Source organism: Halorussus vallis (assembly GCF_024138165.1).
Taxonomy (GTDB): Archaea; Halobacteriota; Halobacteria; order Halobacteriales; family Haladaptataceae; genus Halorussus; species Halorussus vallis.
The window spans coordinates 3689477-3710214 of sequence record NZ_CP100000.1 but is presented as its reverse complement, the minus strand read 5'-3'; the positions used below and the strand labels follow the sequence as shown (position 1 = coordinate 3710214).

Genomic DNA, 20738 nt, shown 5'->3' with positions numbered 1-20738 from the left:
CTCAGAAGCGAACTTTGAACTCCACGTCGTCGGGCGGCGACTCGCCCTCGACTCGCTGTACGTTGGTGTTGATGGTCAGCACCGAGGAAGCGCCGCCCGGCCCCTCGATTCGGTACTCGGAGTACAGCGTCCCGTCGTTCAGGGATGACGGGCCGGAGCGCAGTTGCTGGGTCCGTGGAAGCCGCATTCCGAAGAACAGCAGGTACTCGGACGCGAAGTCAGTCGCTTCGAGTTCGTCGACGAGCGGCGGAAGCTCCCGCCGGACGTACTCCCACCGGATTCGCTCGGCGTCGGCGCCCGAACTGACGACCGCGGAGTAGTGGTGCGGATACTCGGTTTCCGTCGAGAGAGACGCGCCTTCGATCAGCGGTTCGTCGGTGCTGACGTTTCCCGAGAGGTTCACGTTCGGCGCCCGGTCGAACCAACCGAACCCGACCGTCGGCCCGCCCCGGGAGAGACACCCGGAGGTCGAGAGGAGGACGCCGGGGAGGGCAGAGCGAGCGAGTAGTTTCCGCCTCGTCAACGTCATGCGATGTCATTCGTTCAGTTCGTGAGAGAAAGAGTTTATCGGTCGAGGAGCGTGGAAAATGTACCGTCCGGCGCGAGCGAACTCCGGTTCCCTCACTTCGCGGTGCTCACGATTTTGACGACATCGCCCTCTTCCAGTTCGTAGTCGTCGCTGATGTCGCGGTTCGTCTTGCCGTTGACCGCGTGGAGGTAGCCGTCGCCGATGTCGCTGTGGACCGCGTAGGCGAGGTCCTTCGGTGTCGACCCGCGGGCCAGGAGGAACGCGTCGGGGAGGACGTTACCCTTCGCGTCGGTCCACTTCGTCTCGTTCTGGACCGGGTAGGCGGTGATGCGGTCGAGCAGGCCGTACACCGCCTCGTCAAGGGCCTCCTGGACGCCCGTGCCGCCGAACTCGGCCATGACTTCCCGAATCTTGTCGAGGCCCGCCCGCTGCTCGTCCGAGAGGTCGCCGAGTATCTCGAAGTCCTCGTCGCCGGGGTCGTAGTCGACGGCGCCCGCCTCGGCGGCCTGGCGGAGCGCGAGTTCGCCCTCGGCGGTCGCGGGGATGACGGGCTTGCCAGTTTCGCGCAGGCGTTCGACGTTTTCGGGGGGAGCGACGTCGGCCTTGTTCGCCACGAGGATGATGGGCTTGGTCCGGGCGCGGATGTCCCGGGCGAGCGCCTCGCGGTGGTCGTCGGTCCACTGGATGGGGTCGGCAGGGTAGTCGAGTTCGCGGAGCGCGGCGGCCACGTCGGCCTCGGTCGCGCCGAACCCGGTCAGCATCTCCGCGAGGGCGTCGTCGATGTCGAAGTCGGGCGACCGGGACTTGCGCTCGACCGACTCCCAGTTGCGGTCGATGATGCCCGTGAGCCACTGGTCCATCTCCTCCTCGATGAAGTCGACCTCTTCGACGGGGTCGTAGCTCCCGACCTCGACGGGTTGGCCCTCCTCGTCGGTGCCGCCAGAGGCGTCGACGACGTTGATTATCGCGTCGGCGTTGGTGAGTTCGTCGAGGAATTGGTTGCCCAGGCCGCGGCCCTCGTGGGCGCCGGGGACGAGGCCGGCCACGTCGAGCAGTTCGATGGGGACGTAGCGCTTGCCCGCCCGGCAGTTGTCGTCGTCGCACCGCTCGTCGCGTTCGAGGCAGGGACACTCCGTGCGGACGTGGCTCACCCCGCGGTTGGCGTCGATGGTCGTGAAGGGGTAGTTCGCCACGTCGACGTCGGCCATCGTCGCGGCCTTGTAGAAGGTGGACTTGCCCGCGTTGGGCTTGCCCGCGAGCGCGATGGAAATCATGCGAGTGACTACCGGCGTGGCGGGGAATTGCCTTTCGATTCTCCGGGTCGCCCCGGTTCAAGCGTCGCTCGCGCCTCCACGGCATCGGCCACAAGACGCTACTCGAAAGGCGTCGTACCGCTTGTGCCATGACGGCAGTAAAAATCGTCAAGATAACGGGGTCGTCGGAGAATTCGTGGCAGGACGCCGCCGAGGAGGCGTTCCGAGAGGCGAGCAAGACCATCGACGACATCAGCGGCGTCGAGGTCGAAGACTGGACCGCGGACGTACAGGACGGCGAGATAAGCCAGTACCGCGCCACGGTCGAGGTGGCGTTCCCGGTCCACAGCGAGTAGTCGTCGAGCGTTCTCCTTTTTGGGCCGCGGGCGTCGCCGCCGAACCGACGCAGGCCGGATTTCGACGCCGAGCCGACGGTATTTACAGGAATCCGAGAGTAGCGTGGCCGGCCCGGAAAGCCGGCCGGAGAGCGGAGTGGTCGCCGCTAGTCGGTCGTCGTCGGAGTCGTCGTATCGCCGCTCGTCCGGTTGCCGGTTTCGGGTTCGTCGCCGGTCGGCGGCTGTCCGCCGGATTCTACGCCTTCCAGCAACCACCGGAGCGCGACCTCCAGGAGTTCCGTAATCTCGTAGCGGTCCTTCCCCGGGTCGGGTTCCTCGGGGGCGTCGACCATCTCCTCGGGCGTGTAGACGTAGAGGCAGTCGTTGGGGTACGACCGCCCGTACGTGTCGGCGTCTTCGCAGCAGAGGACCCGCCCGTCGTTCAGCACGAACACGTTGTCGATGTTGAGGAGGGCGTCGTTGGCGACGTCGGCCGGGTCCGTGGCGTCCGCGCCGACGATGACCGGTTCGAGCGTCGAAACGTCGAAGTCGTCTTCCAGTTCGGCCCGGTAGACGAGGCCGCCGTCGACGCGGTCGAGGTTCACGTCGCCCGCGTCGTCCGACATCCCGTCGTTGACCTCCGAGATGCCGACGTAGACGTAATCGCCGGGCCGGGCGCCGTCCTTGCTGTCGATGCCCTCGCTCTTGCGGAACTCGACGGTCGCGCCGATCTCCTTCGCGGCGGCGCGCGTCTCGAGGAACGGAACCTTCCGGAGTTCCTCGTCGACGGATTCGGGACCGTTCTGTGTCCACTGTTTCGCCCACTCGACGATCTCCCGGTCGGTGACGTAGTTCCGGTTCCCGTTCCGGACGACGGTCTTGTCTGCCTGCTCCAGCGCCTGCTGGAGGTTCTGCTGCCAGTCGACGTCGGCGTGAGTCTCCAAGTAGTCGACCTGCGTAACCCCGTCGTACTCGGCGATCCAGGACTCGACCTCCTCGTTTGTCGCGCGGCCCATCTCCAGCCACTCGATTTCGAGGTCGACTTCGGCGGGCGGCCGGTTGGCGGCCGCCCGCTGGTTGGTCACCTTCGCGGCCGAGAGGGTCCCCGCGACGGCCATCGGGTCGTCGTAGCTCGGTATCGGCCGGTCGGCGACGAACTTGTAGAGTCCCTTGCTGTCGCCGTCGGAGGTGAGGTACACCGTCTTCCGGTCGGCCTGGACGTCGGGGCACTCGAAGGCGGCCCGGCCCATCACGTGGTACTTCACCGGCCGTGGCGTCTCGGAAGCGGGTTCGCGGAAGTCGACGATGTGGCCGTACCGGTAGGGGTTCGGATACGGCCCCTTGAGCGGCCGAAGGCTGGTTTCCGGTTCCACGTCGGCCGAGAGGTCGTCGGACTCGTCTCGCGCTTCGGACCCGAGGTAGTACGCCTGGAGTTCGAGTCCCCCGAGCGCCCAGTAGCCCTGGATGGACGGGGCGTCGTCGCCGTAGTACCTCCCGACCGCCTCCTGGATGCCGTCCGGGTCCGGTCGGTTGTAGAACTGCGCCGCGCCGCGGGGAGCGGGTCCCGGGGAGTTCCCCATCAGTTCGCCGACCGTCGCGTTCCCCGAAACTCGACAGTGCGAGTACTCCTCCTCGGCCGAGAGGTAGGTCCCCCACGGGCTGATATCGCCGTAGCAGTTGATTCGCGTGCCGCCCTGACTCCGGAGCGCCTCGGTGTTCGCGAGGTTGACGGCGTTCTCCAGGTCGGCCTCCCAGCTTCCGTCCCTCCGCTGGACGGGTATGCGGGTGACGTTGCCGGGGCTCTCCTCCCAGTTCGTGAAGAGGTATCCCCGGGTTTCGGCCTCGTTCGTCGGAACGAACCGGTTGCAGTCGGGATTGTACCCGAAGTTACCGTACCGGGAACCGGGGTACTCGTGGAGCGCCAGTCCGTCCGGCGTAACCGGCATCCCGAGGTCGGCGTCGTCGCCGACGTTGTCCCCCTCGCGCGCGACGAGTTCGTACTCGCCGCCGGCGACCCGTACTCGTCCCTGCTTCTCGTTGGTGTTCGGAATCCCCAGTTCGTCGAAGCCGCCGCCGTCGTCGCCGAAGCCGTACCCCTTCACGTACCCGATACCGGCCTTGTTGTACGGCGGCGGGTTCCTGCGACTCGGGTGCTGGAGACTGAACCACAGCGTCCCGTCCCGGGTGACCTCCGGTCCGGTGACCTCCGCGCCGAGCGCCGTCGTCGCGAATCGTTTTATCTCCCCCTTCACGTGCGGAGCCTTCGGCGTGTCGGCGTCCTCGTCGTCCTGCGCGACGCCGGACGCACCCGATACGCTGGCTCCTAACGTCGCCGCGACCGACGTGGCCATCAGCTTTCGTCGAGTGAACTCGACCATGGCCCGTCAACGCTCGACGGGGAAAACCTAATTATTTTCTAGTAAGGACTGATAGATGCGCGTCTGCGACGGGCGTTTCGTCTCCCTCACCGTCGGGGTCGGTGGCGACGGCCGAGGCGTCATCACTCCGGATCGCGTTCGGCGACGCCCGCGCGTATCTCCGTCGCTCGCTCTCGAACCCACGAGACGTATCGGTCGATCTTCGTCGGTTCGACCCCGTAGAACGAAGCCATCCAGTTCCGGTCGACGCCGGGTTGCGTGAGGAAGTACGCCGCGAGCGTGTCCTTGCCGGCCTGGATGATCTCCGGTGGAACGCCGCGCTCTCCCGTGCCTTCCTCCTGGAACCCGTTGACGTCGAAGTAGACGTCGGCGTACAGTTCGGCGGTTTCGGCGTCGTCGAAGGTGGTACCGACGTGTTGGGGCGCCTCGAATCGGTACCTCGACCCGTCGTCGCCCGGTCGGGGGACTTCCGCGATGCGGACGCCCAGAACGTACTCCCTGTGCACCGACTCCGCTTCGCCCGCTTCGTCCGGTTCACCCGCTTCGTCCGGTCCGTTCGGTCGCTCGGACTCTGCCATGGTTCGTCGCTACAGTTCGACCGCCATCATCACCTCGTCGACGTACTCGCCGTCGATCTTGTAGTGGTTCTCGCGGACCGCCTCGGTTTCCCAGCCGTGGGCCGTCAGGAAGTCGATGGCGTCCTGGTTGGTCGAGGGGACGCTCTGGTACACCTTCTCGAGACCGTTCGAGGCGGCCCACTCCAGTCCGCGGGCCAGCAGGTGGCTGCCGATGCCGTGGCCGCGGTAGTCCTCGAGGACGCCCACGGTGAGTTCGGCGGTGTGGGCCAACTTCTCGAGTTCGGGCGCGTGGAGGTGAACCCAGCCGACCACCTCCTCGCCCACGGTGGCGACGAAGAACATCCGGGACTCGATCTCGTTGTGCCGGAGCAGCGCCTCGTCGTGGTCTACCTCGTCGGCCACCGACTCGGCGACGATGTAACTGCCCTGCTCGGCGACCCGGCGAATCGCGCCGACGATGCCCGAGAGGTCCTCCTGGCGGGCGGGTCGAATGGTGAACTCGACGTCGCCCTCCTGGTACTCCTCGGCGGTGCCCTCCTCGAAGGCCGCCCGGAGTCGCCCCTCGCGTTCTTCGAGGTAGCCGTCGCGCTTGAGGATGGCGACGTGGTGACGGAAGCCGCCAGGGTCGACGCGCAGCGCGTCCCGAGCCTCCTCGGCGTCGACTTCGCCGCGGCGCTCGACGTACTCGTAGATTCGCTTGCGGTCCTCGTGGCCGAACTCCAGCGTCTCCGAGAGCTTCATGGTCAATGATAACACACGTCGAAGAGACTTAATCCTTTCTCGTCCCCGAATCGCCGGCCGACCGCGTCGGACACCTCTCGACGCGCCGAGCGGTTCCCGACGACTTTTAGGACGCGCTCGTCGTGTACGACTCGCGGGGGGAGACCGTGAACTACGACGACTTCACCGGCGAGATACAGCACCGACTCGAACTCGGCACGCGCGGAACGGCCGTCCGGGCGGCCAGAGCCGTGCTGTCGACACTCGGCGAGCGACTCCAGGAAGGCGAGGCCACAGACCTCGCGGGGTCGCTCCCGATGGAGATAGACTACTACCTCGAATCGGCCGAGTCGGGCCAGCGCTTCGACTACGACGAGTTCGTCACCCGGGTCGCCGAGCGCGCGAACATGAACCCCGAGGACCGCGACGACCGGTCGGACGCCTCCTACTACGGGCAGGCGGTCGTGGCGCTCGTCGCCGACGTCGTTCCCGAGAGCGAACTCCGGCAGGTCCGCGACCAACTGCCGAACGACGAGAACTGGGACGAACTGTTCGAACTCGTCGGCGTCGAGGGCGCGTTCGACTGACCGGCGGTGAGAGGGGCGGAGTTCGCGGTAGAAACGGCCGGCGGGCAGCGACCGACGGTCGCCGCCCGCCGGCCCGGGCACTCTGTTCTCGCCGCACGTACGACGGGCTACCGTTCCGGCACGCCGGTCAGCAACTGGGCGGTGTCGGCCACGTCGTAGGTCTTCATCACCATCTCGGCCGCCTCGCGCACCGTGAACTCGGCGTCAATGTCGCGGCCGTGACACCGGGCGTACAGTTCGAGCCAGTCGTTCATCGCGCGTTCGAGCAGCGCCATCTCCTCGGCGTCGATGGGCGCGAACTCCCCCGTCCGGGCGTCGACGTAGGTCGCGACCACGTCGCCGACGCCCTCCCGGAGGTAGCGCAGGCCCCGGGCCTCGTCGGGCGGGTCGGCCGGCGGGTCGAACGCCCGGCGGTCCCGGCGGGCGCGAGCGGCCAGCGCCTCGGCCTGCTCGCGGTAGTCGCTCATCGTCACCCCTGCTTGAACTCGACGCCCTTGCCGCCGCGGGGGTGTTCCCACTCGGTGTCGGCGACGATGGCGCAGGTTCCGCACTCGACGCACGGCTGGGTGTCGAGGCTCACGCGCTTCTCCTCGGTCCCGTTGGTCTCGACCGTCTCCTCGCGGTAACAGCCGCCGCCGAAGTCTCTGGCGCTGACCGGACACGCCGACACCGCCGCACCGCTGGCTTCGGCGGAGTCGTCCACCAGCCGAATGTGGGGGTTGCCCACGTCGGTGTCGTAGGTCAGGTCACCGATGCGGTCGAGCAGGCTCTTCGGTTCGTAGCTCGCCTCGCCCGAGACGCGCTCGCCGAGTTCCTCGGCGATGACCGTCGGCAGGGTGACGTACGGCGTCCGGGTGTCGGGCACTATCTGGGAGAGCGTCGGCGAGGAGTACAGCGATTCGAGTTGGCTCCCGAGCAGCGAGACGGCCGTCCGGCCGACGCCCGAGGTGAGCACCGAGTCGGCGAGGTTCGTCACCGCGTCGTGCTCGCCGAACGCGCTGGCAACCCGGTAGCCCGAGGGCCGGAGTTTGTCCATCACGCCCTCCTCGCGGAGCTTTCGCTCGTAGAGGTCGCCCGCCCGCTCGGGGTTCCCGCGGAGTTTCGCCTCGGCGAACGCCTCGCCGGCGAGCGCGCCCGCCGAGACGGCGTGGTTCATCCCCTTGATGATGGGACCCTGGGCCTGCATTTGACCCGCGGCGTCGCCGACGACCAGCAGGCGACCCCGGTGGGGCGAGGGGTGGGCCACCTTCTTCGAGTCGGGCACCAGTTTGGCGCTGTACTCCACCTCGTCGTAGTGGCCCTCCAGCCAGTCGGCCATCAGCGGGTGGGTGAGCAGGGCGTCGAGCAGGGCGTGGGGTTCGGCGTCCTCGGCGACCAGGCTGTCGAGGTGGAAGACGGTGCCGATGGACAGCGAGTCGCGGTTGGTGTAGAGGAAGCCGCCGCCGCGGACGTCCTCGAAGAGGTCGCCCGAGAACAGGTGGGCCTCGCCCTCCTCGTCGCCGACGCCGAACCGCTCGGCGACGACCTCCTCGGGCACGTCGACGACCGCCTTGACGCCCTGGAACCACTCCTCGGGGTCCTCCCAGTCCATCAGGCCGGCGTCGCGGGCGAGTTCGGAGTTGACGCCGTCGGCCGCGACAACCAGGTCGGCCCGGATGGGGTCGAGTTCGTCGCACGTCACGCCGACTATCTCGCCGTCCTCCCGCAACAGACCGTTGACCCTGACCTCGGTCAGCAGGCCGCCGCCGGTTTCGCTGGCAAGTTCGTGGACGCGGTCGGCGAGCCACGAGTCCATCTTCCGGCGGAGCACCGCGTCGGCCCACTCGGTGTCGTGGTCGTGGAGGTCGGTGATGTCGAACGTCTTGACCTTGCTCCCCGCCACGTTGTGGAGGTAGTAGTCGGTGACCGGTCGCTCGGTGGCCTCGGCGCGGAAGTCGGGGAACAGCGCGTCTATCGTGTACGGTGCCGACTCTTCGGCGTAGATGAGGCCGCCGGTGACGTTCTTCGACCCGGCCTCGACGCCGCGTTCGAGGACGAGCGTCTCGACGCCGTTCCTGGCGAGCGTCGCCGCCGCCGCGGCCCCGGCGGGTCCCGCCCCGACGACGACCGCCTCGTAGTGTTCGTGCTCTTCGCTCGCCACGCCGCCGTCTTCGACGGTCCGTACGTTCTGGTCTGTCTCAGTCATCGGTCGCCTCCGCGCTGATGGTCAGTTCGCCCGCCTGCAACGACTCGGTGAGACGGGGGAGCACGTCGAAGAGGTCGCCTTCCACGAAGTAGTCGCTGAAGTCCCGGATGCGCGCCTCCGGGTCGGTGTTGATCGCGACGATGGTGTCGGACTCGTCCATGCCGACCTTGTGCTGGACCGCCCCGGAGATGCCCGCGGCGATGTAGAGGGTCGGCTGGACGACCTGGCCGGTTTCACCGATCTGGCGCTCCTCGGCGACGTAGTCGGCGACGTGGCCGGCCACGTCGTAGGAGGCGGTGACCACCCCCCGAGAGAGGCCGAGCGCCGCGTCGTCGAACGCCTCCACGAGGTCGAGGCCGAGTTCGATGCCCTCCGTGGGGTCGTCGCCGATGCCCCGGCCGAGCGCCACCACGACTTCGTGACCGGTGAGGTCGACGCCCTCGTCGAGGCGGTCCCACTCGGAGACGTCCACGCGGAACCAGTCGTCGTCCAGGTCGAGGTCGTGTTCGACCAGTTCGCCCTCGCGGTCGAAGTCGGGGTCGAGCGCGTCGAAACTGCCCGGGATGACCGAACAGCCCTGCGGGTGGAACTCCCGGCCGGGGTTGTCGAGACAGAGGATGGTCGAGTACTCGAAGCCCGAGAAGTCCGGTCGCTTCATGTGGAGAACGCGCTCGAACTCCACCTTCTCGCCGGGTTCGCCGGTCTTGACCGGGTTGCTGACGAGTTCCTCCTCGATGGACAGCCCCGAACAGTCCGAAGCGAGGCCGGAGTCGAGTTCGCCCTGGACCTGCGCCGAGAGGTCCCGGCCGTTGTTGGTCGCCGGGAAGAGGAAGTACCGCGGCTTGTCGTAGTCGCGCCACTCGGCAGTGGGTTCTGTCCCAGAGTCGCCGGTCGCCCAGTTCGGGGGGTCGGCGCCGCCCCGAGCCATGTCGGCGACGATTTCGGTGTAGGGCTTGTGTCGGAACCGCTCCAGTCGCGGGTCCTCGTGGTAGACGGCCACGTCGGCGCCGTAGGCGACGACCTCCTCGGCGAGCGATTCCATGTCGTCGCCGACGAGGACGCCGACGACGCGCTCGTTCGAATCGTAGTCGTCGTTGTAGGCGTCCATCAGTTCGCGGGCCTTGCCGAGCATCTCTTTCGAGACGTCGAGCAGTTGCCCGCCCTGGGTTTCGCAGTAGACCCACATGTCCCCGTAGACGCCGTCTTCGAGCGCCCGAACGTGCTTCTTGTCGCGGGTGGTGCGGTCGACAGATTCGGCCTCGTCCGACTCGCCCTCGGCTTCCGACTCGCCCGCTTCGGCCGGCGCGTCGGTTCCGCCCTCGTCGGCGTACTCCTCTTCGTGGTCGTCGTCGGTCGCCTCGCCGGCCTCGCCCTCGGCGTCGGCCTGCACCTCGTCGATGCGGGCCCGGATGGCCTCTTTGGCGGTGGTTCGGTCCTGGCCCGACTCCTCGGCGGCGAGCGTCGCGTCGAGTTCCGCGGGGTCGTCGACCGCGACCAGTTTGTCCTCGAGTTCGTCGACCGTGTACTCGCTGGGGTCGAGGTCGACGTCCGAGTCGGGGTTCTCGTCGGCCACGCTCAGTCACCCCCCGCCAGCGGCGTCATCTCGTCGACCAGCGCCGACATCCCCTCGTCGTCGCCGGGTTCGATCATCGTGGCCTCGCGCTCGGAGGGCGCCTTCGGGATGGGGTCGACCGACGAGACGATGGTCGGCGACCCGTCGAGGCCGATGAAATCGGGGTCGAGGTCGAGTTCCTCGGCGCTCCACGTGGTGAGGTGGTCCTCGTAGTTCTCGACGCGCTCCTCGGTCTCCTCCTTGAGGCGCTTGTGGCGGAGTCGGTGTTCGGCCCGCCGGTAGGACGGTTCGAACTCGGGGTCGGTGACCACGAACGCCGGGAGGGGACACTCGACCGTCTCTATCTCGTCGACGTCGCCCTCGACGAGTCGCTTCGCCCGGAGTCGCCCCTCGTCCTCGTCGACGGTCATCGAGATGACGTGGGTGACGATGGGGCGGTCGAGACACCAGCACGTCTGCGGGCCGGTCTGGCCCGTCTCGCCGTCGGCGGTCTTGAACCCCGCGACGACGAGGTCCGGGTCGCCGAGCTTTTCGATGCCCGCCGACAGCGTGATAGAGGTCGACCAGGTGTCGGCCGCCGCCATCTCCCGGTCCGACAGCAGGTAGAGGTCGTCGGCGTAGACGCCCATCGCCTCCTCCAGCACGCCCTCGTAGCCCGGCGGTCCCATGCTCATCACGCTCACCCGCCCGCCGCGCTTGACCTTGGTCTGGAGCGCCGCCTCCAGCGCGAAGGCGTCGTTGGGGTTCATCACGGTGGGCGTTTTGCCGCGTTCGAGGTGGCCGTCCTCGTCGAACGAAACCTGCCCTTCCCGGAAGTCCGGGACGCCCTTCGTCAGCACTACCGAGTGCATTGGCACCACCTGACACGAATGAGTCTCTCTCCCATGCTCGTACGGTACATCACGCCCAATCTTTATTACATTAACCCCGACCGTAACGGCTTCCGGCGGGCGAGAACTTCGAACGTCGAACTTTCGGGGTGCCCTCGGCGAATCGACACTTCGCGTCGCGGACCTGCGACTCGACAGACAAACGGCGTAACCGCGGGGGGTACGACGGTAGAAGAACGGTTTCGGGCGTTCGAGGCCGGACTCAGTCCTCGCTCTCGACGGTTCCGCGCTCGCCTTCGAACTCGAACGACTCCGCGTGAGCCTCGTCGCTCTCGTCGGCGGCGTCGGCGGCGTCTTCGGGGCCGTCGGTCAGAATCTCGGCGTCCTCGTCGGCGGGGTCGACGGGGTCAGCGTCGTCGGCGTCGGCTTCGACGGCCGGGTCGTCCTCGGCGTCGGCGTCAGCTTCGACGATTTCGACCTCGTCTTCCTCGTCCTCGTCTTCGTCGCCCGCGAGTTCGGACTCGATGTCCTCGATTTCGAGGTCGGTGTCGTCTTCGAGGTGGGTGTCGTCCTCGACGGCTTCGGCGTCCCCGTCGTTCGCTTCCGTCGATTCGTCGTCGTCCGGCGCGTCGGCACTGTCGGCGTCGGACCGGTCGCTCGCGGTTTCCGATTCGTCCGACGCATCGGCGTCTTCTTCTTCGGGGGCGGCCTCCGTCTCGGCGTCGGCGTCTTCTTCGGCGTCGGCTCCCGTCTCGGCGTCGCTCGCGTGGTCCTCCCGGTTGCGCCCGCCGTCGCCGTCGGCGGCGATGCGGTGGGCGGTCCCGGCCTGGACCATCGTCATCTCCCCGCCGGCGCGCATCGTCCCGTCGACGACCGCGCCCTCGTGGAACTGGAGGTCCTCGCAGGAGACGTCGCCGCGAATCTCGACGTCGTCGGCGAGTTCCACCGTCCCGCTTCGGGTGGTCACGTCGCCATGGATGACCGTGTCCTCCTCGATGGTGATGTCGCCGCGGGCGCGCAGGCTCCCGAACACGTCGTTGCGCGCGCCGACCGCGATGGACTCGGCGCGGATGTTGCCGTGGAGTCGGCAGTCGTCGCCGATGGTCGCGGGCGTCGAAACCCGCCAGGAGTCGTCGCTGACGTGGGCGCTCCGCGGGATGACCGCGGGGTCGGCGTCGGCGTCGCTCTCTAAGAGTTCAGAGACGACCTCCTCGGCGGCCTCCTCCTCGCCGATGCGCAGGAGTTGCGAGAGGTACGCGAACAGGAAGACGATGGTCGGCATCGGGTTCCGGATGACGATCCAGCCGTTGGCCTCGAACCCCTCGTCGATGTCGACGTCGTCGCCGATGTCGAGGTCGCCGCTGACCATCAGTTGGCCGGCGATGTGGACCCGCTCGCCGAGGTAGGCGTCGCGGCCGACCAGCACCTCGCCGTCGACTTCGGACCACATGTCGAGTCGGCAGTCCGACTCGGCTTCGATGTGGCCGCCGAAGGTGACGCGCTCGCCCGCGATGACGTTGTGGCCCCGGACCCCGAACTCCACGGTGCTCTGGCCGCCGACGATTACGTCGCCGTCGGTCACCAGGTCGTGCTCCTCGACGGTCGTCCCGTCGGGGATGGCGAGTTCGTCGAGTGGGTCGGAGCGAAGCGGCACAGGCGGAGTACTTCCGCTCCGAGTATATAAATCTCCGTCAGACGCTCGTCGGTCGCGTTCTGTGGGTTTTTAAACGGCAGGGCCATACCCGGTCGTATGACGACGCTCGCGTTCGACGAGGACGGCGTGGACGTGGTGTACCAGGGGACGGAGTTCCGCCTCTCGAAGGACCTCATCGAGGGCGCGACCGGCAAGTCGTACTTCGACGTGACCGACCACGAGGTGCTGCGCATCGTCGAGGAGAACCCGCAGACGAAGGGCCAGGCCCGTCAGATAGGCGACATCGTGCGATGACGTCGCGGTAGTTCGGCAACCGAGACGAGCAGATAGCCGCGGCGGGACGACCGGAGTGCGCGATTCCGACGGGGTGCCGCCCGGCCGGACGGCACCCCGTCGGAGAGGGATTTAAGTCCGGGCGCTCCGTCGATGCGAGTATGAACCTCTCCGCCGACTTCGAACACCCCTCGTGGCTGACCGCGCTCGGGACGCTCGCCGGCTACGGCGCGATTCTGCTGGCGATGTTCGTCCTGCTCTTTCTGGTTCCGTACGCCGTCTTCCTCGCGCTCGGGTGAGGAGGCTCGTCGGGTAGTCAGGTCGCGCGCGGCGCGCGACCTGACTACCCGGCGAGGCCCCGGCACCGACCGGACCGATTCCTCAGTACGAGACGCGAATCACCTGCCGTCCGTCGGCGTCCCGGACGGTCAGCACGTCGCCGGTGTTCTTCCAGACGGCACGCTCCGAACCCCAGTAGCGGTCGGTGTCGGTGTCCTCACCCGACCCGCTGTGGAGCGTGACCGTCCGGCCGGGGTCGAGGCCGAACTCCTCGCGGAACTCGTAGGTCTTCCCGTCGTCGTTCTCGACGGTCCACCCCGCGAGGTCGAGGGGTTCCTCGCCGTCGTTGCGGAGGACGAGGTACTCGTCGTTCTTGTTCCAGTGGTCGTACCCCCCGGCGTCCTCGTGAATCTCGTCCACGACGAGGCCGGCCGTCAGCGCAGGTCGTCGCTCGGCCTCGGCGTCGGCTCCCTCGGACGGCGACTCCACGTTCATCTCGGATGCCGACTCCATCTCGGGGCGGTCGGGGTCCTCCGGGTCGGTCTGCCGGTCGCTCGGCGTCGCCGTCGCCGCGACCGCGACGACCGACACGTCGGCCTCGGGCGCGTCGGCGACGCCGGTCTCCTCGCGCCGAACGAACCGGTGGAAGTGGCTCCGCTCGCCGGTCGGCTCTTCGTCCCGATAGCGGAACGCGAGGCCGGCCGACTCGAACCGCTCGAAGAACTCGTCCCACGAAACCGCTTCGAGGTTCGCGTCCGACTCCGAGTCGCGCTCAGGGGAGTCGATGCGGAGGACATCGCGGTCGTCCTCGTCGCCGGGCGTCGCGCGCGCCGGGACGGCGTCGCGGGCCTCGACCCACTCGCGGACGGTGTCGTGGTCGGTCGTCGTCTTCGTCGTCCAGGGACGTTGCTCGGCCATGGTTTCCCCACCTACCTCGGGGGCGACGCCGAGGTGCTTAGCCGTTCGGGGCTACGTCGAAACCGACGAACGGACGAGCCGACGGCTACGCGATGAGAAAACGGAAAGTAAAGAGGTACGACGAGGTGCCGTCCCAGCGGCGATTACGCGAACGTCTTCGAGATCTCTTCGTCCTCGTCCTCGGCCTCGATCTTGGACTTGGCGTTCTCGAAGTCGTCCATCGTGATCTCGGTGCGGTCGTCGCGGATGGCGAACATGCCGGCCTCCGTGCAGATGGCCTTGATGTCGGCGCCGGAGGCGTCCTCGGCCTCCTTGGCCAGTTTGTCGAAGTCGACGTCGTCGGAGACGTTCATGTCGCGGGTGTGGATGCGGAAGATCTTCTCGCGGCCTTCGAGGTTCGGCTTGGGAACCTCGATGAGGCGGTCGAAGCGACCGGGCCGGAGGATGGCGCGGTCGAGCATGTCGAAGCGGTTGGTCGCCGCGATGATGCGAATCTCGCCGCGGTCCTCGAAGCCGTCCATCTCCGAGAGCAACTGCATCATCGTCCGCTGGACCTCCGCGTCGCCCGACGTCTTCGAGTCGGTCCGCTTGGCCGCGATGGCGTCGATCTCGTCGATGAACAGCACGGCGGGTTCGTGCTGGCGGGCGACCTCGAAGAGGTCGCGGACGAGTTTCGCCCCCTCGCCGATGAACTTGTGGACCAGTTCGGAGCCGGCCATCTTGATGAAGGTGGCGTCGGTCTGGTTGGCGACGGCCTTCGCGAGCATCGTCTTACCGGTGCCCGGCGGGCCGTAGAGCAACACGCCGCTCGGCGGTTCGATGCCGACCTCGCCGAACATCTCGGGGCTTTCGAGGGGCATCTCGACCGTCTCGCGGACCTCGTTCATCTGCTCTTCGAGGCCGCCGATGTCCTCGTAGGAAACCTCCGGGCTCTCTTCGACCTGCATGACCCGGGCCCGCACGTCGGTTTCGTTGTCGAGGGTCTTGACGATGGACAGGGAGTTGTTCACGGCAACGCGCGCGTCGGGGTCGAGGTCCTCGCGCATCTCGTCGGTCACTTCGGTGACCGCCTCCTGGTTATTGCCGTGCTGCTTGATGATGACGCCGTCGTCGGTGATCTCCTGGACGGTCGCCACGAACAGCGGGGACTGCTTGAGCTTCTTGTTCTCGTGGGTCAGTCGCTCGAGTTTCTGCTGGTACTTGTTGTTCTCGGCGTTCGCATCCAGAAGCTTGTCGCGCATCTCCTCGTTCTGCGATTCGAGAACTTCGAGGCGTTCCTGCAATGCCTCGATTTTCTCCTGCTGGGACGCACTCTCCTCGTCGTAGGGGAGATCGACGTCTTCCACAGTATCGGTCATCAGGCCCGACTAGGTGCCAGCCTCATAAGAGGCTTCGGGTGGGTGTGACGAGTGTCAGACTATCGCACGGTACGGCGGCGGGATCCGACGACGCGGCGACCGATAAGATTCTCGATGGTAATATTTCTAAAGAGGAAATATTATTAGTCTGTATTCGGTACTGTGAGGTACGATGAGTGCATCCGAGTCCGCCCGAACCGAGGAACGCCGCCTGACGGGCGAGAACGCCACCGAAGCCATCCGCGAACTGCCCCCGAGCGCCAAGCTGGTCGCGAAGGTCCTGGAGTACAACGACACGCTGACCCAGAGTCAGATCGCCGAAGAGACGCTGCTGCCCGACCGCACGGTGCGATACGCGCTGACCCGTCTCGACGACGAAGGGCTCGTCGACTCCCGATTCTCCTTTTCGGACGCCCGCAAGCGCATCTACACGCTCGACTTCGAGTGAAACTGCCCGAAGTCGAGTGACGGGCCGACGCACCGTCACTCGACCGTCGACCCGCGACCATCGGACCGTCTTCCGGACGAACCTTTTTATCCGAAGCCGGAGCAACTCCGTGCCATGCCCGACGTAGCGGCGGTCAAACGAGAGCTGACACACCTCGCGGAGGGCCGGGACCATCGCCCGCGAGCCGTGGTCGAAGCGGCGACCCGCGCCGTCGAGGACGTGGAACTCGCCGCGGCGTTCGCCGACGAAGTCGGCACGCCGCGGCTCGAACGCGCCGTCGAGACGATGACGCGGCGAGCCGAAGAGGGGAGGATGAAGGAAGAATCCGAAGAACGAGGGGAGAGCGAAAGCGAGGAACGGGGGTCAGATAACCATTGCACACTCGCCCGTGCGGGCGAGCGCGCGTTGGCCGCCTTCGAGCGGTTCCGGGCGGCGTGCGAGACGAACGAGACGAGCGAATCGGGGCGGGGAAGCAAGACGAACGAAGCGCGTCGACTTGCCGAGGGAACGGCCTCCCGGTCGGTGAACCCGGACGAGCGAGCGTCGTCCGACCGGACGAGTCCGGTCGGAAACCCGTCGCGGAACGCCTTTAGGGTCCGGATGCAAAGGACGGACGAATGACACGGGTGATACACACGGGGGACACCCACCTCGGGTACCAGCAGTACCACTCCCCCGAGCGACGCGCCGACTTCCTCGCGGCGTTCGAACAGGTCGTAGACGACGCCGTCGCCGACGACGTGGACGCGGTCGTCCACGCCGGCGACCTCTTCCACGACCGGCGACCCGACCTCCGGGACCTCCACGGAACCATCTCGATACTCCGGAAACTCAGGGACGCCGGGGTTCCGTTCCTCGCCATCGTCGGCAACCACGAGGGGACCCGTGGCCGACAGTGGCTCGACCTCTTCGAGATGCTCGGCCTCGCGACCAGGCTCGGCGACGAACCCAAGGTCGTCGGCGACACCGCCTTCTACGGACTCGACCACGTCCCGAAATCCAAGCGCGACGCGCTCGACTACGAGTTCGCCGACCACGACCGGTCGCACGCCGCGCTGGTCGGTCACGGCCTGTTCAAACCGTTCGAACCCGGCGACTGGGACGCCGAGGAGGTCCTGATCGAGTCGAACGTCGACTTCGACGCCTTCCTGCTGGGCGACAACCACATCCCGGACACCAAGGAGGTCGCCGACACCTGGGTCACTTACTGCGGGTCGACCGAGCGGACCAGCACCGCCGAGCGCGAGGAGCGCGGCTACAACATCGTCACCTTCGAGGATGACGGCGAGACGGTCACCATCACCCGCCGGGGCCTCGACAGTACCCGGAACTTCGAGTTCGTCGAGGTGGACCTCGGCGAAGACGAAGGCATCGAGCGCGTCCGCGAGGCGATTCGGGAGTACGACCTCGAAGACGCCGTGGCTGTGGTCGAAATCGAGGGCGAGGGCACCGACGTGACCCCCGCAGGCGTCGAGGAGTTCGCGCTGGAGCGGGGCGCGCTGGTCGCCCGGGTGATGGACCGCCGCGAGCGGTCCGACGAGCGCGAGGCCCTCGACGTATCGTTCGCCGACCCCGACGAGGCGGTCCGCGACCGCGTGCGCGACCTCGGTCTGAGCGAGGCGGCCCGCGGCATCGACGAGACGGTTCGGGCGAGCAAACTCGCCGACGCGAACGTCCGCGAGTCGGTCGAGAAGCGGGTCGACGAACTGGTCGAGGACGGCGACCTCTCGGCGTTCGAGTCGGCGCCCGACGACGAGGAAACGGGGGACGCGACCGACGCACCCGAGAGCAGTAGTTCCGCCGACGTGACCGACGACGCGGCCGACGCCGCCAACGATGCCGAGGCGACCGCGACTGCGGCCGCCGAACCGGTGGACTCGACCGACGCGTCGAATTCGGAATCCCAGGACGGCGGCGCGACCTCGGCGACCGACGTCGGTGACGGAGAGACGGTGACCGTCGACACCGGAACCGGAGATACCCCGACCGCGGACGGCGACGGGAACGCGACCGGGTCCGACGGAGAAGAGGTATCGGGCGCCGATGCAGGCGATGACGAGACGGCGTCGGATGCAGAAAGCGCCAAGAACGCCGAAAGCGCAAAAAGCGCCGGCGGTGACGGTCAGTCCTCGATGGAGGAGTACCTGTGAGGTTCGAGCGCATCCGCCTGCAGAACTTCAAGTGCTACGCCGACGCCGACCTGGAACTCGACGCCGGCGTGACGGTCATCCACGGCCTCAACGGCAGCGGGAAGTCCTCGCTGTTAGAGGCGTGCTTCTTCGCGCTCTACGGCGCGAAAGCCCTCGACAAGACGCTCGACGACGTGGTGACCATCGGTGCGGAGGACGCCGAGGTCGAACTCTGGTTCGCCCACGGTGGCGGCTCCTACCGCGTCCACCGCAGGATTCGCGCGACCGGCGAACGCGCGGTCACCGCCAAATGCGTCCTCGAAACGCCCGAGGACACCGTCGAGGGTGCCCGAGACGTCCGCCGAGAGATCGCGAAACTCCTCCGAATGGACTCGGAGGCGTTCGTCAACTGTGCCTACGTCCGGCAGGGCGAGGTTAACAAACTCATCAACGCGACCCCGGCCCAGCGCCAGGACATGATCGACGACCTCCTCCAACTCGGTAAACTGGAGGAGTACCGCGAGCGCGCCAGCGACGCCCGCCTCGGGGTCAAGAGCGTGCTGGACGACAAACGCGGGGGCCTCTCGAACATCGAGAACCAGATAGCGGACAAGGAGGCCCAGAACCTCCACGGGCGGCTCAACGACCTCGAATCGAAGCGGAGCCAGGCCGAGGAGGAGATCGAGCACTTCGAGGAACAGCGCGCGACCGCCGAACAGACCCGCGACCAGGCTGTCGACGTGCTCGACTCCTACGAGGCTAAGCGCGAGGAACTCGATTCCCTGGACGAGGACGTCGAGGAGCTTCAGGCCGAAATCGGCGAAACCGAACAAGAGCGGACCGAACACCGCGAGCGAATCAAGGAACTCCGCGAGCGAACCGACGAACTGGAGGCGGAAATCGACGCGCTGCTCGCCGACACCGACGTCGATTCGGCGACCGAGTCGGCCGTCGAAGACAGGCTGGCCGAACTGAGCGAGGCCGACGACGAACTCGAAGGGGAACTGAGCGACGCGAAGACGAAGGCCCAGATGTTCGGCAATCAGGCCGACAACCTGAGCCAGCGGGCCGACGACTTCGAGCGGCAGGCGACCGAGAAGCGCGAGCGCGCCGAGAAACTCGAAACCGAGGCCGACGAGGTCGAAGCCGACCTCCGAAACCGACGCGAGAAACTGGAGCGACTGGACGAGGACATCGAGGTCGAGCGCGAGAAGTTCGCCGACGCCTCGGTCGAGTTCGGCGAGGCCGAGGCGGCCCTCGAAGACCGCCGCGAGAAGCGCGAGGAGTTGCGAACCCGTATCCAGGACGTGAAGGCCGACCTCCAGAGCGCCCGCGATAGTGTGGCCGAGGCCGAGCGACTGCTCGAAGAGGGCAAGTGCCCCGAGTGCGGTCAGTCGGTCGAGGACTCCCCGCACGTCGACACGCTGGCCGACGACCGCGAGCGCGTCGCGGAACTGGAGGCGGAACTCGACGACCTCCGCGAGGAGCGGGACGCCGCCGCCGAGGCGGTCGAGCGGGCCCAGGCGCTCGCCGACGCCGAGAGCGAGGTCGCGCGCTTGTGCGAGAACCGGGAACTGGCCGAGGAGTCGGTCGAGGACAGGGAAGCGACCGTCGTCGAGAAGCGCGAGGAGGCCGAGGAACTCCGTGCCGAAGCAGACGAACTTCAATCGGAGGTCGACGATAAGCGCGAGGCCGCCGAGGAACTCAGAGAGAAGGCCGACGACCACCGCGAGCGTGTCAAAGAACTGGAGGCCGAGCGCGAGGCGGTGGCCGACGAGCGCGAACGCGTCGAATCGATTCGGACCCTCCGGCGGAAGGTCGAAGACGCCGAGGACGAGGTCGAGCGCCACCGCGAGAAGCGCGCTCACCTCGAAGAGATGAACGACCAGCGCCGCGAGCGCCTCGCCGAGAAGCGCGACCGGCGGGCCGAACTGCGCGAGTCCTACGACGAACAGAAGGTCCAGACCGCCCGCGAGGACAGGGAGCGCGCCGAGAACTACATCGAGCGGGTCGACGCGAAACTGGAGCAACTCCGGGAGAACCGCGACGAACTCATCGACCGAATCGGCGGGGTGAAGTCCGAGATTCAGGAACTCGAAGATCTCCGAGACCGTCGCGACGGAATCTGCGAGAAGGTCGACGCCCTCGAATCACTCCACGAGGAAACCGAGTCACTGGAGGGGATGTACGGCGACCTCCGGGCGGAGCTCCGCCAGCGCAACGTCGAGAGCTTAGAAGAGATGCTGAACGAGGTGTTCGACCTCGTCTACCAGAACGACTCGTACGCGCGCATCGAACTCGACGGCGAGTACGAACTCACCGTCTACCAGAAGGACGGCGAACCGCTCGACCCCGAACAGCTCTCGGGCGGCGAGCGCGCGCTGTTCAACCTCAGTCTGCGGTGTGCCATCTACCGGCTCCTCGCGGAGGGCATCGACGGGTCGGCGCCGATGCCGCCGCTGATACTGGACGAGCCGACGGTGTTCCTCGATTCGGGCCACGTCTCCCAGTTGGTCGAACTCGTCGAGTCGATGCGCGAGTTGGGCGTCGAACAGATCGTGGTCGTGAGCCACGACGACGAACTGGTCGGGGCGGCCGACGACGTGGTGTGGGTCGAGAAGAACTCGGTGACGAACCGCTCGCAGGTCGAGCGCCGGGACGCGCTCCTCGAAGCGGCCGACTGACCCGTCGTTGTAGTACGTTACCGTCGT

20 protein-coding genes are annotated in these 20738 nt (G+C 67.2%); 8 read left to right on the top strand and 12 right to left on the bottom strand.

Annotated elements, in window-relative coordinates; all coding sequences use genetic code 11:
- Position 1: 1 nt before the first annotated feature.
- Complete coding sequence (locus NGM07_RS18825) at positions 2-529, bottom strand: hypothetical protein (RefSeq protein ID WP_253514454.1); 528 nt, start codon at positions 527-529, stop codon at positions 2-4.
- A gap of 92 nt (positions 530-621) precedes the next feature.
- A complete protein-coding gene (locus NGM07_RS18820; RefSeq protein ID WP_253514453.1) occupies positions 622-1803 on the bottom strand; it encodes a redox-regulated ATPase YchF in 1182 nt (393 codons plus the stop codon).
- 128 nt (positions 1804-1931) lie between these two features.
- Between NGM07_RS18820 and NGM07_RS18815 the strand changes: the two genes are divergently transcribed.
- The gene (locus NGM07_RS18815; RefSeq protein WP_253514451.1) at positions 1932-2138 is read left to right on the top strand and encodes a dodecin family protein; all 207 of its coding nucleotides are present in this window, start codon (positions 1932-1934) and stop codon (positions 2136-2138) included.
- 146 nt (positions 2139-2284) lie between these two features.
- Here NGM07_RS18815 and NGM07_RS18810 read toward each other — a convergent pair whose 3' ends face one another.
- From NGM07_RS18810 to NGM07_RS18800, 3 genes are all read right to left on the bottom strand, one after another.
- Complete coding sequence (locus NGM07_RS18810) at positions 2285-4495, bottom strand: alkaline phosphatase PhoX (protein ID WP_253514449.1); 2211 nt, start codon at positions 4493-4495, stop codon at positions 2285-2287.
- Between the two features lie 122 nt (positions 4496-4617).
- Positions 4618-5073, bottom strand: a complete 456-nt coding sequence (locus tag NGM07_RS18805) for a hypothetical protein (RefSeq protein ID WP_253514448.1) — start codon at positions 5071-5073, stop codon at positions 4618-4620.
- Positions 5074-5082: 9 nt separating this feature from the next.
- The gene (locus NGM07_RS18800) at positions 5083-5814 is read right to left on the bottom strand and encodes a GNAT family N-acetyltransferase (protein WP_253514446.1); all 732 of its coding nucleotides are present in this window, start codon (positions 5812-5814) and stop codon (positions 5083-5085) included.
- Between the two features lie 146 nt (positions 5815-5960).
- Here NGM07_RS18800 and NGM07_RS18795 point away from each other — a divergent pair, with 146 nt between their 5' ends.
- The gene (locus tag NGM07_RS18795; RefSeq protein WP_253514444.1) at positions 5961-6380 is read left to right on the top strand and encodes a DUF2267 domain-containing protein; all 420 of its coding nucleotides are present in this window, start codon (positions 5961-5963) and stop codon (positions 6378-6380) included.
- Between the two features lie 107 nt (positions 6381-6487).
- Here NGM07_RS18795 and NGM07_RS18790 read toward each other — a convergent pair whose 3' ends face one another.
- The 5 genes from NGM07_RS18790 to NGM07_RS18770 form a co-directional block, all read right to left on the bottom strand.
- A complete protein-coding gene (locus NGM07_RS18790; protein ID WP_253514442.1) occupies positions 6488-6847 on the bottom strand; it encodes a DUF8055 family protein in 360 nt (119 codons plus the stop codon).
- Positions 6848-6849: 2 nt separating this feature from the next.
- The gene (locus tag NGM07_RS18785) at positions 6850-8565 is read right to left on the bottom strand and encodes an FAD-dependent oxidoreductase (protein WP_253514440.1); all 1716 of its coding nucleotides are present in this window, start codon (positions 8563-8565) and stop codon (positions 6850-6852) included.
- Positions 8558-10138: an electron transfer flavoprotein subunit alpha/FixB family protein gene (locus NGM07_RS18780; protein ID WP_253514439.1), complete on the bottom strand. Its 1581-nt coding sequence runs from the start codon at positions 10136-10138 to the stop codon at positions 8558-8560. The genes NGM07_RS18785 and NGM07_RS18780 overlap by 8 nt, the downstream gene beginning before the upstream one ends.
- A gap of 2 nt (positions 10139-10140) precedes the next feature.
- On the bottom strand, positions 10141-10989 hold the full coding sequence (locus NGM07_RS18775; protein WP_253514437.1) for an electron transfer flavoprotein subunit beta/FixA family protein: 849 nt from the start codon (positions 10987-10989) through the stop codon (positions 10141-10143).
- Positions 10990-11230: 241 nt separating this feature from the next.
- Positions 11231-12622, bottom strand: coding sequence for a polymer-forming cytoskeletal protein (locus NGM07_RS18770; protein WP_253514435.1), 1392 nt, complete (start codon positions 12620-12622; stop codon positions 11231-11233).
- Positions 12623-12718: 96 nt separating this feature from the next.
- On the opposite strand from NGM07_RS18770, the gene NGM07_RS18765 reads away from it, so the two are divergent.
- Both NGM07_RS18765 and NGM07_RS18760 read left to right on the top strand, forming a co-directional pair.
- On the top strand, positions 12719-12916 hold the full coding sequence (locus NGM07_RS18765; protein ID WP_253514433.1) for a DUF5800 family protein: 198 nt from the start codon (positions 12719-12721) through the stop codon (positions 12914-12916).
- Between the two features lie 140 nt (positions 12917-13056).
- A complete protein-coding gene (locus tag NGM07_RS18760) occupies positions 13057-13194 on the top strand; it encodes a hypothetical protein (RefSeq protein ID WP_253514431.1) in 138 nt (45 codons plus the stop codon).
- Positions 13195-13276: 82 nt separating this feature from the next.
- Here NGM07_RS18760 and NGM07_RS18755 read toward each other — a convergent pair whose 3' ends face one another.
- Together NGM07_RS18755 and pan1 are read right to left on the bottom strand one after the other, a co-directional pair.
- A complete protein-coding gene (locus NGM07_RS18755) occupies positions 13277-14092 on the bottom strand; it encodes a lamin tail domain-containing protein (RefSeq protein ID WP_253514429.1) in 816 nt (271 codons plus the stop codon).
- A gap of 143 nt (positions 14093-14235) precedes the next feature.
- Positions 14236-15450, bottom strand: a complete 1215-nt coding sequence (gene pan1, locus NGM07_RS18750) for a proteasome-activating nucleotidase Pan1 (protein ID WP_253514427.1) — start codon at positions 15448-15450, stop codon at positions 14236-14238.
- A gap of 172 nt (positions 15451-15622) precedes the next feature.
- Between pan1 and NGM07_RS18745 the strand changes: the two genes are divergently transcribed.
- The 4 genes from NGM07_RS18745 to rad50 all read left to right on the top strand — a co-directional run bounded on the left by NGM07_RS18745 (position 15623) and on the right by rad50 (position 20711).
- The gene (locus NGM07_RS18745; RefSeq protein ID WP_253514425.1) at positions 15623-15898 is read left to right on the top strand and encodes a MarR family transcriptional regulator; all 276 of its coding nucleotides are present in this window, start codon (positions 15623-15625) and stop codon (positions 15896-15898) included.
- A 114-nt stretch (positions 15899-16012) separates the two neighbouring features.
- Positions 16013-16519 (top strand): DUF7966 family protein, encoded by a 507-nt coding sequence (locus NGM07_RS18740; RefSeq protein ID WP_253514424.1) that lies wholly within the window; start codon positions 16013-16015, stop codon positions 16517-16519.
- A complete protein-coding gene (mre11, locus tag NGM07_RS18735; protein WP_368410221.1) occupies positions 16516-18048 on the top strand; it encodes a DNA double-strand break repair protein Mre11 in 1533 nt (510 codons plus the stop codon). The genes NGM07_RS18740 and mre11 overlap by 4 nt, the downstream gene beginning before the upstream one ends.
- On the top strand, positions 18045-20711 hold the full coding sequence (gene rad50 / locus NGM07_RS18730) for a DNA double-strand break repair ATPase Rad50 (protein ID WP_253514422.1): 2667 nt from the start codon (positions 18045-18047) through the stop codon (positions 20709-20711). The genes mre11 and rad50 overlap by 4 nt, the downstream gene beginning before the upstream one ends.
- Positions 20712-20738: the final 27 nt, after the last annotated feature.